Origin of the sequence: Candidatus Erwinia haradaeae, from assembly GCF_900698995.1 — a bacterium.
Lineage (GTDB): Bacteria > Pseudomonadota > Gammaproteobacteria > Enterobacterales > Enterobacteriaceae > Erwinia_E > Erwinia_E haradaeae_C.
Genome location: NZ_LR217735.1, coordinates 771,141 through 788,952, shown reverse-complemented (window position 1 = coordinate 788,952; position 17,812 = coordinate 771,141). Strand labels below are relative to the sequence as shown.

Annotated in this window: 7 protein-coding genes and 1 other RNA gene; 4 read left to right on the top strand and 4 right to left on the bottom strand. The window is 28.2% G+C overall.

Going from position 1 to position 17,812, the window contains the following annotated elements:
* Nucleotides 1-212: 212 nt before the first annotated feature.
* An RNA gene (gene rnpB / locus ERCISPPA3004_RS02470) (RNase P RNA component class A) lies at nt 213-595 on the bottom strand.
* Between the two features lie 2,214 nt (nt 596-2,809).
* Here rnpB and fabB point away from each other — a divergent pair.
* From fabB to purD, 4 genes are all read left to right on the top strand, one after another.
* Nucleotides 2,810-4,042: a beta-ketoacyl-ACP synthase I gene (fabB, locus tag ERCISPPA3004_RS02465; protein WP_157990520.1), complete on the top strand. Its 1,233-nt coding sequence runs from the start codon at nt 2,810-2,812 to the stop codon at nt 4,040-4,042.
* Between the two features lie 1,150 nt (nt 4,043-5,192).
* Nucleotides 5,193-5,945 (top strand): 1-acylglycerol-3-phosphate O-acyltransferase, encoded by a 753-nt coding sequence (locus tag ERCISPPA3004_RS02460; protein WP_157990519.1) that lies wholly within the window; start codon nt 5,193-5,195, stop codon nt 5,943-5,945.
* Nucleotides 5,946-7,114: 1,169 nt separating this feature from the next.
* Nucleotides 7,115-8,701 (top strand): bifunctional phosphoribosylaminoimidazolecarboxamide formyltransferase/IMP cyclohydrolase, encoded by a 1,587-nt coding sequence (gene purH, locus ERCISPPA3004_RS02455; protein ID WP_157990518.1) that lies wholly within the window; start codon nt 7,115-7,117, stop codon nt 8,699-8,701.
* A 723-nt stretch (nt 8,702-9,424) separates the two neighbouring features.
* Nucleotides 9,425-10,693 (top strand): phosphoribosylamine--glycine ligase, encoded by a 1,269-nt coding sequence (purD, locus tag ERCISPPA3004_RS02450; RefSeq protein ID WP_157990517.1) that lies wholly within the window; start codon nt 9,425-9,427, stop codon nt 10,691-10,693.
* A gap of 1,848 nt (nt 10,694-12,541) precedes the next feature.
* Here purD and speD read toward each other — a convergent pair.
* From speD to ERCISPPA3004_RS02435, 3 genes are all read right to left on the bottom strand, one after another.
* Nucleotides 12,542-13,339 (bottom strand): adenosylmethionine decarboxylase, encoded by a 798-nt coding sequence (gene speD, locus ERCISPPA3004_RS02445; protein ID WP_157990516.1) that lies wholly within the window; start codon nt 13,337-13,339, stop codon nt 12,542-12,544.
* 28 nt (nt 13,340-13,367) lie between these two features.
* On the bottom strand, nt 13,368-14,219 hold the full coding sequence (speE, locus tag ERCISPPA3004_RS02440; protein ID WP_157990515.1) for a polyamine aminopropyltransferase: 852 nt from the start codon (nt 14,217-14,219) through the stop codon (nt 13,368-13,370).
* 996 nt (nt 14,220-15,215) lie between these two features.
* Nucleotides 15,216-17,168, bottom strand: coding sequence for an exoribonuclease II (locus tag ERCISPPA3004_RS02435; RefSeq protein ID WP_157990514.1), 1,953 nt, complete (start codon nt 17,166-17,168; stop codon nt 15,216-15,218).
* Between the last annotated feature and the right edge of the window lie 644 nt (nt 17,169-17,812).

Sequence of the window (17,812 nt, the reverse complement as noted above, 5' to 3'; positions counted from 1 at the left end):
AATATATATTTTAATACACATAATTAAAAATTAAGATAATATTATACACATAACAATAAATATGATTAAAATCTTAATTTATTTATTTACTGTGATAATATAAATTTGTATTAATGCATATTAATGTTTTAGTAGAAATTTTATAATTATATAATAGTTTTATAAAATTTCTGTTATTTTTAAATTTATTTTAAAAATTTATTTTCATTTACTAAAGAAGCTGACCGATAAGCCGGGTTCTGTCGTGAACAGTCATTCATCTAGGCCAGTAATTACTTATTGGCTCAAGCAGCCTACCCGAGCTCTGCGCGGGTCGCGCTTAACGAGCTCCTATTTGGCCTTTCTCCGGGTAGAGTTTACCATACCACTCACTGTTACCAGCTGTGTGGTGCGCTCTTACCGCACCATTTCACCCTTACCTAACCGGTTTTTTAATCGGTTATCGGCGGTATTTTTTCTGTTGCACTAGTCGTTGGCTTTCACCACCCAGGTGTTACCTGGTACCGCACCCTATGGAGCCCGGACTTTCCTCTCCCTGAATTTTCGATGCTGATTAACAATAGATAAGTCAGGCAGCGACTGTTTAGTCAGCTTCAAAGAGAAGTATGACAAGTTTATAGATATTTGTCACTGATTATTCTAAATTTTTAGCTTAACATGGTTAGTGATGATTAGTAATTAATTATATTTTATTTTTTCTGTTAAGAAAATATCGCAAAAAAAAATCATCAATATCTATCACGACATAATCACACATTAATTTTGAAATTATTCTTGATGTAATAAAAACGTAAAATTAATAGAAGCACTAATTGGTTATGTAATTTTATCAGAATTAAATATATTATTACTTGAAATCTCGATGATGCTCTGGTTTAGTATTAGCTTTAATATATGATTAGGATGATTAAATTTAGATACATCTACTAATATTAATCTACTAATATTAATCTACTAATATTAGATGACTTAATCATATAGAAGACATTCATTATAAATTTACATAGCATGTTACATGCATAATAAACTATATTTTTTATTAAATATATATATTGCGATGAGTTATTTCTTCAGTGAAGACTATATTAGTGAAGATATTGATTTACTGAAAAGAGTCTTATTTCAATTAAAGAGATAAACATCAGAATTAGTAATATTTAGTAAATAGTATTACATCATTTGGTAAATAGTATTAAATCAATATAATTATTATAGTCTCATTATTATCTTATAGATATCAGATCATTAGATAAATTAGATCTTTTAATAATAGAAATATCCTAATTTACATTTAATTTTAGAAAAATATTTACATTTAGAAAAATCTAATCTATGTCTTGTTTCCTTTTCTGGGATAAGCTTATATTTTTTGATTACTCTAAGTAAGATTAGCAAAACCATAATAAATCTTGACTGATAATTTTGATCTTCGTTAAATGTACTTGTGGTGATTGCCAGGATCAATTTTTAATGTTAAAAATATATTAAGGCATTGAATATAAAGTTTAGTATTAATATATATAGTATATATAGCTAAATTTTCATAATGCAGTATGTTATCAATAATTATTATAAATTATAAAAAAAGTAATATTTTTATTATAAAGTAAAAAAACTAACTTATATATCTAGAATTAGTTTAGAGTATAGATTGTTAAAAAAATTACTCTATAATTAATGCTAAATGTTTATACAAAAGAGATTTTTAGTATTAAAGACTATAAAAATGAAGTGCTCTTAAAAATTTTACATAAAGTAATAGCATAAAGCATTTTTTATTTAGCAATTACCACTTATATATATTATGGTTATTTTCTAGCTCCTGTTCTGATCTTATGTGCTAATGCAGTCCAGAATATAAATAATATTTTAAGTGAATATATTATTTATGGTACGATTAAAAATAAAAGTTTTTCAGATGATTGAATATATCAATATATAAAATAATTGCAATAAAATTACTATGATATAGATAGTATAGATGGTATAGATTTATTGCTTATACACCTTATGAAGAATATGGTAGCATTGGATTTATTATTTATAATTAAAAAAGAAAATCTTATATATTAAATTGATTATGTGTGATTTGTATATTGTAAAAGTATACTCTTCTCACTCCGAAATACTATAAAAACACAGAAGATAAATAGAAAAGATACTAGAAAAAGATAGGATTATTAATTAATAATTAGGTGTAATCAGTGTCTTTTAATTACGAATTATTTTTAATGTATGCAAAATTTATTATATATATTATATATATAATAAATTATATAGAAAATTAGTGAGGTTATTTGTTCTCGTGCTCGTAATCGATTACAAGGGATAAGTTATAATTATATTTTATTTCTATATCATAACATGAAATTAAAATTAATATATAAATTAAGATACCCTCAGTTTTTAAAGGTAAATTATATATATATGATATATGATATATGATAATTGATATGTATCAACAAACTTATGTTTTTTAGTATAACTAAAAAATAGATCTAGGTATGGTATGTGATTAAATAATCCATGAAATCGCATAAAAGTTAATTTTCTCAATATAAGTTTAAAGAGCACATAAATGAAATTATATGAATAAATAATTTTATTAGTAGTTGCATTAGAAGAAAATATGTCATCATATGTGTATTCATTATTAGGTATTATGTTTTATACTTGAATATATTTTATATAACATACGTATTTTATATTACATATAGAGTAATATACTCATTGGATTTTTTCAGTGTACAGAGGTAAGAGAAAGTGCCACTTAAACTCTAACAGAATACAGTGACGAAAGAGGTATAGAATGAAGCGGGCTGTGATTACTGGTCTTGGAGTTGTTTCTAGTATTGGCAACAATCAAGAAGAAGTTTTAGTATCTTTACGTGCAGGGCGCTCCGGAATCACTTTCTCAGAGGAATTAAAAAATTCCGGTATGCGTAGTCATGTGTGGGGAAACATAAAATTATCTAAAAAAGATATCGCGTCACGTATTGAACGAAAGACGCTACGATTCATGAGTGATGCATCTGTATATGCTTTTATTTCCATGCAGGAAGCAATTCAGGATTCTGGTTTAACGAAAGAACAGTATCAGAATAATGCACGTGTTGGGTTAGTAGCTGGATCAGGCGGAGGCTCTCCGTTTTATCAAGTTGCTAGTGTGGATGGCATGCGAGCTAAAGGTCTCAGAGGTGTTGGTCCATATATGGTAACAAAAGCAATGGCTTCAGGTGTTTCAGCATGCTTAGCAACTCCATTTAAAATTTATGGTGTAAATTATTCTATCAGCTCTGCTTGTGCTACATCTGCACATTGTATTGGTCATGCCTTTGAGCAGATTCAACTAGGTAAACAAGATATCGTATTTGCAGGTGGCGGAGAAGAGTTATGTTGGGAAATGTCTTGTGAATTTGATGCGATGGGAGCGCTATCGACTAAATATAATCATATACCAGAACAAGCATCACGCACTTATGATGTGGGACGTGATGGTTTTGTTATTGCTGGTGGCGGAGGTATGGTCGTGGTCGAAGAATTGAATCATGCTATAATTCGCAATGCACATATCTATGCTGAGATCGTAGGATATGGAGCGACGTCTGATGGTTTAGACATGGTGGCTCCATCCGGGGAGGGTGCCATGCGTTGTATGCGAATGGCTATGAAAGGTGTTCATAGACCTATTGATTACTTAAATACGCACGGAACCTCAACATTAATTGGTGATTTAAAAGAATTAAGTGCTATTCGTGCTGTCTTCTCTGATTATCAGCCAGCAATCTCAGCAACAAAGGCAATGACCGGTCATTCACTTGGTGCAGCAGGCGTACAAGAAGCAATTTATGCATTATTAATGATGGAACATAGTTTTATAGCTCCAAGCATTAATATTGATAAATTAGATCCAGAAGCCAAGGATTTTAATATCATAACTTCGTATTCAGAGCAAGTCCTACAAACGGTGATGTCTAATAGTTTTGGCTTTGGGGGGACCAACGCTACGCTAGTAATGAGTAAGCTAGATCTCTGTATTTAAGTAAATTGCATGGAAACAACTAAAACTCAGTAAATTGTATTTATAAAGGACCACAAGAATTATAGATGGTATGTAATATTTTATATGTTGAACAATTATTTTTAAGAATTTTTTTAGATTTGTTTTGAGTTATATTATGTGATACATAATAGATTATATCTAAAATACACATAATACATTAAAAGATATCCGGTGGACTGATAATAATTTTTTAGATTTTACTCTGTTTTATATATAATAATACTTGATTATAGATATGTTCAGATAGCCTTCAATAATTTATAATTTGAAAACTATTTATTACCGAGTTAATTTTTTTATTTGCTGTAATAAAGCAGGAAGAATATGTGTGCTAATTCTATTAAAACTACCCTCAGTTATAAAACTATCAGTCTTTAATTGTATTTTTAAACTCACTTAGATCTCTGGTTAAGATTGTATCTGAAAATAGAATACTGACTTTGCATTCTTATGGAATTATGGAGATAATATGCTTTATTAATATTGTAGTTTTATTGTATTATATGCGAATATTGGCATGACATTTCGTTTATATAAAAATAAATATATTTTGCTATTTTTAATAGTGATTGAAGAAATAATTTGAATATAGTGCACATTGCAATAATTAGATAAGCGAGATATGGTGATATAAACTGACGGTGATAAAATTTAAAAAGTTCACGATTTTAATGTAACAAGTATTAATACTTTATTAGTTATATATTTGTTTTAGAATGAATATTTGTATTAATTTTATATTAAAAGTCAAGTTATTATGTTGTAACAACTAATAATAATCAAGAGCTTTATTATCATGATTAAATATGTCTAAATACAAAAAATAGTAGATCTTATTGGCAAAATTTAAAAAATATTTTTTATACTATAAAATATAATAATATATTTTATTTATAATTTAAACGTTTTTATTAATAATAATTTTTATACATTGGTCATGTGATTATTTATTTTTATAAAAGTACAGATTTTAATTTAAAATAAAAAAATATAGGTTTCAACATCTCGTTAATATTATTTGTTTTTGGCAGGAAGATCCTGGTAACAATTATTTCTATTTTTCAAGCATAACCCCAGAAAATCTTTCATATCGAAATAATAGGGTTATTACCTTAAAGGATAAGATCCAATGCTTGCTGTACTGCGTACTTTTATAGTGATAGTATATTCGATATTTGTTTGTGTTTTTGGTTGTATCTATTGCTCAATTAGTCCAAGAAATCCGCGGCACGTAGCTATTTTTAGTCGTCTATTTGGACGACTTGCTCCAGTATTTGGCCTTAAGGTGCAATTGCGAAAACCGAAAGGGGCTGAACATTATCCGAATGCAATTTATATATGTAATCATCAAAATAATTTTGATATGATCACTGCAGCTAATATGCTACAGCCAACTACTGTGACAGTGGGTAAAACCAGTCTTTTATGGATACCATTCTTTGGTCTTCTCTATTGGTTGAGTGGCAATCTTTTAATCGATAGAAAAAATAGTATTAAGGCATATAATACTATAATAGACTTAGTATCTCAGTGTAAAAAAAGGAAAATTTCTTTTTGGATTTTTCCAGAAGGTACACGTAGTTATGGTCGCGGTTTATTGCCTTTTAAAATCGGTGCATTTTATGCTGCTATAGAAGCTGGTGTACCTATTATTCCAGTAGTAGTGTCCAATACTCATCAGAAAATTAAGCTCAATCGACTTAGTAATGGTTTTTCGATTGTTGAAATGCTTACCCCAATTGATACGCGTCAGTATACTAATCAATCTGTACGAAAACTGGCTAATTATTGCCGTGATTTAATGCTTTGTAAGTTAGATGAATTAAATACTGAAGTTGATATAAAAGAAGATAGTTTTAGAAAAATACGTCATATTGACTAATTTTATTTATTTATATGAACAAATACTTCATTAAGCTTTGTATAAAAATTTTTATATATCGCGCTACTTAGAAATTTTCTATAAACATAAAATATATATCTGCGGCATTTATTCATAAGTATTGGTGATCACTAAGGTATCTTATAAAGAGATTATATTTTGTTTTATTTTTGTATCTAAAAAAGTTCTAATACATAATTTTTTGGTTTTTCTATAGCTGATTAGCCATTAAGAGATCATAGTCTTAAATATTTATCAACTTTAAAAAAGTATATTTAAGGTTTTATGATCAATTAAAATTATTTTTCTTAATTTTAATAGAGTTTTTAGATCAATTTTTAATTGATCTTAAGTGATAATTATCATATTAGTGTTATTAACATTGGTATTATCTCAGATAAATAATTCATCTTAATATAAAAATATTAAAATAATTAAAATAATTCAGATGATGTCTGAATTATTTTAGAAGACTTTCTTGTGATAATTATGTTTATTTTTTGATGATTGATTGTGTTTGATGCGATTTTAAATATAAAATTTAAATAGATTTTTATATTTTATAATACATGCTTTATATGTAGAAGCACTATGAATATTATTTGGTTATGATTGGAATCTAGATGAATTGATTATTTATTTTTTAGTCAAGATGAAAGTCTCTCTGTTATATTTACCCATCAAAAATTCACCTTATTAAATAAATTTTAAAATTAAATGCAATAGCATAAGAGTGTGCTTTGTTTGCTTAAATAGCTTTATTTTTTTGGTTAACAGATTACTAATAAAAAAATCTATTATAATGACAATAGATTTTTTTATATCGACCTACAGGAGATAGGATAGATTAATAATCTAATTAAAATTAGATATAGTACAATTAATAAATCAATAACAGAAGATCTATTTAATACAAAAGCGTGGTAGATAGTTTGTTGTTAAATAAAGGTATATTGTTAATAGCATTATATGAAAATCTTAATACTTACTGATACGAATTTTAGAATTATAATTTTTATACTTGATACGGTATTCGAGTTATCTTGTGCTTATTTATAATAATAGAAATTAATATTTTTTTTAATTTTTTTAAATATTAACAATAGCAAGATAAATCTTACTATTATGATAACATCTAACTTATATATAATATAAGGACCTGAAATGATATGATAGAATATTTTCCCATACGTCGAGCATTACTTAGCGTGTCAGATAAAGTAGGCATTCTTGAATTTGCCCAAGCGTTATGTCACAGAAAGATTGAGATACTTTCTACTGGAGGCACTGCTCGTTTTTTATCTGATGCCGGTTTATCTGTTACTGAAGTATCCGATTATACTGGAGTGCCAGAAATGATGGGTGGACGTTTAAAAACGCTGCATCCTAAAGTTCACGGTGGAATTTTAGGTCGTCGTGATCAAGATAATAGTTTGATGAATTTATATGGAATTTTACCTATTGATATGGTAGTGGTTAATCTATATCCCTTTCAGAAGGTAACATCTAATGGTAGCACATTAGATACTGCTATTGAGAATATTGATATCGGTGGTGTAGCTATGGTTCGTTCTGCTGCTAAAAACTATAGAAATGTAACCATTGTGATAGAAAGCAGTGAATATAAAAATATTCTAAGAGAATTAGATGCAAACAATAATGCACTTACGGAGAATACCAGGTTTCGTTTAGCAATAAAAGCATTTGAATACTCTGCAGAGTATGATAATCAAATTGCTAATTATTTTAAAAAATTAACCCTTGGATCGAATAGTAATACAAGTGAGCCGCCTAATCGTTTTCCAAATATTTTGCATCTAAATTTCACTAAAAAACAGGATATTTGCTATGGTGAAAATAAGCATCAATTAGCAGCTTTTTATGTAGCAAACACAAGTATAGAACCGTCAATATCTACTGCAAAGCAAGTTCAAGGAAAAGCGCTTTCATACAACAACATTAACGATTCCAATACTGCATTAGAGTGCATAAAAGGGTTTGAACAACCTGCTTGTGTTATTATTAAACATGCTAATCCTTGTGGTGCTGCATTAAGTCATAATATTACTAATGCATATATACGCGCCTATCAAACTGATCCAGATTCTGCTTTTGGCGGAGTAATTGCTTTTAATCGCGCTTTAGATGTCACTACCGCGAAAGAAATTATTAATCGACAATTTGTAGAAGTTATAATTGCTCCATTTGTTAACGATGATGCTTTAAGAATCACTGCTACTAAAAAAAACCTTCGTATTTTAACTTTTGGAAAATGGAATGCCCAACAAAAAAGTCTAGATTTAAAAAGTGTATATGGTGGTTTATTAGTTCAAGATTATGATATTGATCTAATAGATAAACAAAAATTACGTATTGTAAGCCAGCGTACAGCTACTCTAAAGGAGTTAAGCGATGCACTATTTTGCTGGAAGGTAGTAAAATTTGTTAAGTCTAATGCTATTGTCTATGCATGTAATCACAGGACTATCGGTATAGGATCCGGTCAAACAAGCCGCGTTTATTCAGTAAAAATTGCTGCAATGAAGGCTGCGGAGGCAGGTTTGAACATAGAAGGATCAGTTATGGCATCTGATGGGTTTTTCCCGTTCCGTGATAGTATTGATATTGCTTTTGATCAAGGTGTAACCTGTATAATTCAACCAGGCGGCTCTATACATGATGATCAAATTATCGCTGCAGCTGATGAACATAAGATGGTCATGATGTTTACTGATATTCGTCATTTTTGTCATTAATAGTCGCTATTGTTAGTAAGAGTATTAATAATTGATTATATTAACTACATCATATATTGATTATTTGATTATTTGATTATTTGATTATTGTAAAATTACATCATCATTTATATATAAAAATATTATTTTTTTTAAAAATTATAAAATAATATATTATATAATAATCATTGTACGAATAAAAATGTTTTTAAGGATATGGCGCTAAAACAATAATCAATGTATAAAAGATATACTCAGCATCGATAATTTAGTGTTTTTTAAAATTCTTTTATATATTATTATCTTTTAATAATTTGATAAAATTAGATGCATGTATTTATATATTTTTATTTTGGATAAGATGTTAATAACTTTTTAATTATAGAGTTTTTATGAGTAAAATTGTTCATTAAAATATTTTTAATCAGATGTTTTTGATAATATTTAGAGATGTAACTGTTCAGAATTATAAAAATCTTTTTTTTAAAATTAAAGTTATTATTTTTTGCAAGAGATTAAGATAGCGTTTTAAACACAATCAACTAATAAATTTATCTTATATTTTATATCTTATATATGAGATTAAATATTATTTTCATGCTATCTAATCTCAATTTTAAAAGAAAAGTGCAATTTTATATTAAATAGTGAGATTGTAACAGTGGATTTTTAAACAGACAACAATCACATCTGTTATCCTGTAAATTTTTCTGAAAATAATTGTTTTAAGCAAATGAGTTGAAGATGAAAATTCTAGTAATCGGCAATGGTGCTCGTGAGCACGCACTGGCATGGAAAATATCGCAGTCAAAATTAGCAACTCAAATATTTGTTGCACCAGGTAATGCTGGAACCTCATTGGATCCTATGCTAAAGAATATATCTATTCAATCTACCAATCTTCGAAAATTATTGTCTTTTGCAGTTTCTGAAGAGATTGACTTAGTAATTGTTGGTCCTGAAGCACCTTTGTTGCTTGGTATAGTAGATGTATTTCGTAAGGCTGGTATTAAAATCTTTGGCCCTACTCAGGCAGCAGCTGTATTAGAAGGATCAAAGGTATTTTCTAAGAGTTTTCTAGTACGTCACGGCATTCCAACAGCTTCATATAATGACTTTACTGAAGTTGCACCGGCGGTTCAGTATGTGCGTGAAAAAGGTACTCCTATTGTAATTAAAGCTAACGGATTGGCTTCTGGAAAAGGAGTAATAATTGCTGATACACTGAAAGATGCAGAATTAGCGATAAGAAGTATTTTATGTGAGCATATATTTGGTTCGGCGGGTAATCATATTATAGTAGAAGAATTTCTAGAAGGAGAAGAAATTAGTTTTATAGTTATGGTAGATGGTCAAAATATTTTACCAATGGCAACTAGTCAAGATTATAAACGAGTAGGTGATAAAAATACGGGGTTAAATACTGGAGGCATGGGGGCTTATTCTCCGGTAAGATCTGTGACGGATGAAATGCATCAGCGTATTATGACCGAAATCATTTGTCCTACTGTGCGCGGGATGATGTTAGAAGGAGCTCCTTATACAGGCTTTTTATATGCAGGTTTGATGATTGATTGTTATAAGCAGATTAAAGTTATTGAATTTAATTGTCGTTTAGGCGATCCAGAAAGCCAGCCAATTATGTTGCGTTTAAAATCTGATTTAGTGGATTTGTGTCTTTCGGCAATAAATAGAGAATTGGACCAGAAATCTATTATTTGGGACCCTCGTCCAGCAGTCGGGCTAGTTCTTGCCTCTGGGGGTTATCCTGAAAAATATATTAAAGGTTACAAAATAAATGGTCTTTCTCTCTCAGAGAAATTAGGTTGTAAAGTTTTTCATGCTGGCACCGCATTGCGAGATGGTGCAATAATTACTGATGGTGGTCGTGTGTTATGTGTAGCCGCGTTAGGAGAAAATATGTCTGAAGCCAAGAATCATGTTTATCAAGTAGCTAGTCTAATTTCCTGGAAGGATAAAATTTTTCGTACAGATATTGCTGATCGAGTTTAAGAGAAAATATCATCAATACAAACATATAGATAGTTTGTTATAATATTTTGTATTTTTTTTTATTAGCTCTTGTTCTAAAAGATGGTTCTATTGCATTTTAATCACAATACAATATCTTTCGATAAAGATTATAAGTTTTGTTATGGTGAATTATCGAACATAGTAGATAATTTCGATAATTAATGGGTTTTAATGATCTATGATTATTTGGAATTTTTTTTTATTATTTGGTGAAATATACTTGATTAGAGTAATTAATTAAAAATTAAACAAAGTTATTATTTTATACAACGTTGTTTAAAATAAAGAAGTATTTTTATATATATCTTAAAAATTAGTACTTTTATGATTTTTTATATTATGGATTATTAGGAAATTATACGAGAGATGTTCAGTAATTCTAACCATTATAGAATCATTTTAATAATTTTGAGTGAGAAAAATGATATTTTTATGTATCAATGAGAGAGTTTATTAAAAATATTAGATATCATTGATTTTATATCACTTTGATGTTATTTTAAAATTAGTATAGTAAAATATAATCTGAATGAATAAATGATTTATGATATTTTTATTTTTAACAAAATCGATAGTTTTAGTTTTAATATCATTAAATGTGTTTAGTTATAACTAATATATTGAATTACGTTTTTTATATAGAAGATTATTATCAGTCATTTAATTTACTTAAAATTATAGTGTAATTATTTTTTAAATCTAGATATTAATTATATTAATAAAAAATAATTCTGTATTTTTCAATCATTGACATAAATTAAGAATATATATCTCTATCTATTATTTAATAAATTTTTTTTAAAATTGATTTTCACTTAAATAAAAATTTTGATATACATAACGTATGTAATTAAATCTTGATTTAAAAAATTCTTTACAGCACTTAAAAAGTTGTTTTTTTTGAATGTCTGTGTGATTGATATAAAAGAAGTACTCAAGCAGTTCTGTTAAAATGGTGGTTATAGTTACATAAGTTTTTTAGATAAGCAATGATAAAATTAATATAACTAATTAAGATATTTTAAACGCTAAAGATAGATTATAGTCAAATATCTGTTTTTATTTTTATTCTTATTTTAAGAATTTTTTAAAAAATTATAGAATAGTAATCAATTAATTATATTAAAAAAGTATTAATTATATAGTATATCAAACAATATAAATAAAGAAAATATCGTAAGTATTTCATATTTTATAATTATGAGAATAATATTATATTTTGTTGCACAAAGGTATGGTCATTGTATTGTTTTTAGTTGATATTGAACACTATCAAATACTCTGGGTATTATGTGTGAATTATAAAAGGTATATCTTGTAAAATTTAAAATAAATATAGAATAGCGCTAATGAGTGGATTAAAATAACTATATATATGATACTTATCAAATAACATTTCATTGATAAATATTTTAATGAAATTAATTCTGATTTTTTTTAAATTTTTTCTATAATATAATTATTTATGCATTTAATAATCTGGATAAAAATAATTATCAAAAAAAATCTTTTTAAAATTTTAAAACTAAATTAATCTATAGAAACAATGACAAGTTAAAAATTATAATAGTTTACTATATGGTAATAGTATGTGTATGATGAATTAATCATTAAGATGAAATCTTAATGATTTTTATCATTAATTATGTTACATACTAATTTTATAGGTTGTGAATTAGTGATTAAACTTATTGATTATTGCTATTGATTTTATCAATGAATTTTGTTATGGATATAATTAGAAAAAGATCATATTATAATGATAAGTTTATAAATATAAAACGTATATTTATTATACATATTTTATTAATAAAAAATTAAGATACTTTAACCAATAGATGGAATATTCTGACCATAATAAATCTCTCTCATTTCTTTCCAGAGAAGATTAGTGATTCGTTTATGTTCTTGTGCGCCTAAGTCTTCTAGTCTGGAATTAAAAAGATAATGTCTAAGATCAAATTTTTTTAGAAGCATCTTCGTGTGGAATATATTTTCCTGGTAAACATTTACATCTAACATATCATGCATTGCTTTTATGTCTTCTGACATAAAATTTTGTATTGAATTGATTTCATGATCGATAAAATGCTTAATCCCATTTATATCACGAGTAAAACCACGCACCCGATAATCTATAGTAACAATATCAGATTCAAGTTGGTGAATTAAATAGTTTAAGGCTTTCAATGGTGAGATTACGCCACAGGTAGATACTTCAATATCAGCACGAAAAGTACACAAATCTCCTGCCGGATGACTTTCTGGGTAAGTGTGAACACATATATGACTTGTATCAAGATGTGCAATGACTGAACTTGGTAAAAGACTAGGATAGTCAGAGATGTTAATATCACGTGGGTCAATAAGCTCTTCGCTGACTAACATGGTCACACTAGCACCCTGTGGTTCATAATCTTGACGTGCAATATTTAATATGCTAGCACCAATAATTGAGCAGGTTTTACTAAGAATTTCGGTTAATCGATTGGCATTGTATTGTTCATCAATATATGCAATATACCCGTCACGTTCCGCGTTAGTATTAGCATAACAAATATCATAAATACAAAAACTTAGGCTTTTTGTTAGGTTATTAAAACCATGTAGTTTTAGCTTTTGCAAGTGATTTTCCTTAAAATACTAACCATTATTAGAGCATATTTAATAAATATTGTGGAAGAGCAAAGCTATGAGCATGGATTTTTGGATTATAATATCGGCATTGGATACCTGATTTTTTATGGCGATTTATTAACGTATGCATATCTATCTTACGAAGCAAAGAATTATTACTTGCCCAAGAAAAGATCATGATACCACCATAATAAGTTGGTATAGTGGCCTGATAGAAACTAACATCACTAAAATAATTCTTGAGTGCTGTATAGCTCTCAATTGCTGTTTCATATTGTAAAAAACAAACACCATTCTGTGCTACAAAAATACCATTATCATTTAAGTGGTTTCGGCATCCTTGGTAAAAATCTGTAGTATATAAGCTTTTCCCTGGTCCGATAGGATCGGTAGAGTCAGAAATAATTATATCAAATTTTTCATGGGTTGTTTGAATAAAATGAGCTCCATCATCAATGATTAGTTTTAACCGAGAATCCTTATAGGCACCAGCATTATGTTTTGGTAAGTACTGTTTACATAGTTCTACTACCCTGTTATCTATTTCGACCATTGTAATTTGTTGGATGTTTTTATAACGGCTCACTTCACGCAGTATAGCACCATCTCCTCCGCCAATAATTAATACATGACGCGGTGCGTCATGAGCAAGCAAAGGAACATGTGACATCATTTCATGATATATGAATTCATCATATTCAGTAGTCTGCACTATTCCATTGAGCACCATAATACGACCTAGGGTCATATTTTCAAAAATCATCAAATCTTGATAATGAGTCTTTTGATGATAGAGAATTTTGTCAATAGAAAAATGCTGTCCTATTCCAGAGTAAAGTGTTTCGCACCATGTATTATTAATATCCATAAGAGTTCTCCTCTATTTACTAACAGAGTATGTATTAAATAGTTATGTATAACTATAAGTAAAAATTAATAGATATGCGCTATGCAGAATAGTGAGTCTCTAGAAAATTTTTGAATTATATAATATAAAACAGCCATTGAGGTTAATTCCTAGATCTGCATAAAGATATAAATCTTACTATACTATAGTGTAATTATTCTAATGTAGAATATTTTTCTAGTATTATAGTTTTTATAGAAATTTTCTGTATAATAATACTAAGAAATAAAAATTAGTCTTCTTGATAACTTTATTTTATTTTTTTACTATATATATGTATAGTAAAGCTTAATCTATGATGCTTATATTATAGATAGTCAGAAGATTTTTATTGTTAGAGTAGTATAAGGGTATTATCAACTACCGTTCTATTGTTGTAGAAGTATTGATTAGTAATATACGTTTTATATACCTCTGTCTTCTAAAAAATTCAGTAAAAAAAACTACAACAGCAATAGTGTAGAGATTTTAAAAATAGAAAGTAATCGATTCAATCAAGAAAATTTAGAGTACCTAATGATCCGAGATGCTATATATTTTATAATAGTTATATTATGTCTTAAGGTACGGAGTTTTGTGTATGATTAAACGATATAAACAATAGCTATTAAGTGATGCAAAGCGCGTTGGAAATGTTATATATTTAGTAAATTATAATGTCTGTTTTTTAAAAAAACCCTTGAAATATATTTGTTTGTACGAAAGAATGAAGAGCAAATATTTTTAAAATACTTGTATTATTTTTTTGTGCTTAAGTATGCAAGAAGGAGATCGATTGCTCAATGGTAGCAAAATAGTCTACAATAGAAAAATTAATTATAAAATTTAGGATAGTATGCAAAAATACCTTATTCTTACCTAAGAATGTATTAAGAAAAAAATTGAATGTGTCTTGATGAATAGTTTTTATATATAACATTTTGACACGGATAAACTATAAGTAATAATTAATAATTATTAATAATTTTTCGCTAGACGAGCAATAATATTGCGTGTTTTTATCCTCACCGCTATAATTACTATCTCTATAATATCGGTTATACGGTAAAGTATAATGTTATTATTTTTTATATGGCCATGAACGTGACTAAATACGAGATCATTATGCTCCTCTTCAATCAAATAAGCAGGAATAAATGCTGTCGCACCATTATCTTGTAATCGGACGCGCATACCACCTTTTGATATATCAATCACTTCGGCGCTAAATTTTTTAGCGCTATCAATTGATTTTTGTAAAAAACGTGAGTACAGTAAATCGCTTATATCTCTTTCGGCCATACGGTTTTGTCGGCGACGCTCAGACATTTTTCTTGTTAGAGAATTACTTGGGCGTACACCATTTTCACCTTTAATAATAGCTTTTATTAAGCGATGATTTAACATATCTCCATATTTTCGAATAGGAGAGGTCCAGGTTGCATACATTTCTAGGCCTAGACCAAAGTGCGGACCTGGAGTAGTTTTAATTTCAGATAATAATTGAAAGCGTTGAATGCGAGTACTAAGAAAATGATTTGGTTGAGCGTCTAGTTGTCGGCGTAGCATGCGAAACCCTTCTAATGTTGCCATCTCTATTGGATTAACATTAATACCATGATTGACTAGCATGGTGGCTGCTTGCTCTCTATGAATTGGATCAAATCCACGATGAACATTATATATACCAAAACCAAAGTGATCGCTCAGTAAGTTAGCGGCGCAAATATTTACAAGAATCATAGATTCTTCAACGATACGGTTTGCAACGCGTCGATGTTCAGCAATAATATCTAGAACCTCTCCTTTTTTACTTAATAAAAAACGAAAATCTGGACGATCTTTAAATAAAAGTGCATGTTCTTGTCGCCATTGGTTTCGTGATAATCGCAGCTTATTTAGCAGGTTTACTTGTCGAGAAATTATTGCATCTTTTGGTTTCCAGTTACTTTTTTGAGGATCTTCCAGCCAATCGGAAACATTGTTATAGATAAGTTGATCTTTAGAGGTAATCCAAGCAGCAAAGAACTGGATATCGCGATCAGGTGTTCCATTAGGAGAAATTATAACTTGACACGCAAGAACCGGCCTCCGTTTGTTTGGGAGTAAAGAACAGACATCATGTGATAAATAGCGCGGTAGCATTGCAATATTTAAACCAGGTAAGTAATTAGTAAATAATCTTTTTGCAGCTATAGTATCAATTGGGCTACCAGAAGATATATAGGCGGTCGGATCAGCAATAGCGACAATAAGTTTGAGATTGCCATTGCCAATGTCTTCTATATATAATGCATCATCGATATCCTCAGTGCCAGCGCTATCGATAGTGATAAAAGGCATTTGAGTGAGATCTTTACGGTCTAGAGATTCGTCTAACATCTCTGTCTTGGAGTCTATATTTGGTGATTTACGCTCAAGATTATAACGTGCTAGGGTGATCCACCATGGCGCCAAGTCATTTTTTTCATTGGTTATAAGCTCAATAATTTCAGCGAAAAAGTTTTCGCCTCCTGTGAGTGGATGATGGAGCATTTCTGCTATCGTCCAGTCACCTTCCTGTAAAGGATATCTCATACAATGCATGTTTGGTTTACACTGGATAGACTGCTTTAGCAAGGGACGCTCTGGCATGATAAATAGACGGTTATTTTTTTTTTCTATTCGTCCAACAAAACGTTTTAGAAAAGGTTGTATAAGTTTTTCCGGATATGCAACAAGACGATCTTTTTCATGTTTAATACTTGCTATTATACGGTCACCATTCATTACTTTTGTCATAAATAGTGGCGGAATAAAATAACTTTTTTGTTGATTAATTTCTAGAAAGCCAAAATCTTTTTCTGTGCTTTTTACTACACCCTCTACATATCTAATTTTTGATTGGAGAGTTTTTTTTAGCTGCACTAATAATGGGTTATTTTGTAGCATAATTTAAATAGATCTTATGGGTTTTTATAAGAAAATAAGCTATCATAAAGTGAGATCCTTTTAAAATTAAGATATAAACTCAATAAATGAACGTACATACTTAATATATATATGATAAAAGGTGATTTATTTAAAAATGAGATTAAACTATTTTATAATTTTTCATATTTGCAGAGATATTAATATTATATAACCAATAATAACTCCAAAATCCTCTCTTGTTTTAGAAAAGTAATTTTTTGTGATTCGTTATTGTGTTTATAGGTTCATATATTGTTTGTCTATTATATGTTAATCTTTTTAAGATATATTTTTAATTAAATGATAGCTTTTAGTTATCACAAATCTTTTATATATTTTTATTATTATATATTTTTATTATTATTTCGATCGAAGGGGGTAGATTTTTCCTTAAGATAAACAGCTTAATTAAGATAAATAACTAAATTATTATATGAATTTTTGTATATATTTATTAAATCTTATTTAATCATCTTCTCAAAATTAATTTTATCTTTACATTATAAAGTCAAATATTGCAAAAATAATCAATAGAATATATATATTAAATATAGTATATTAGTAAGTATACTATATAAATCTTACGTTTACTATGTACATTTTGTAAACATTATATCGTTTCA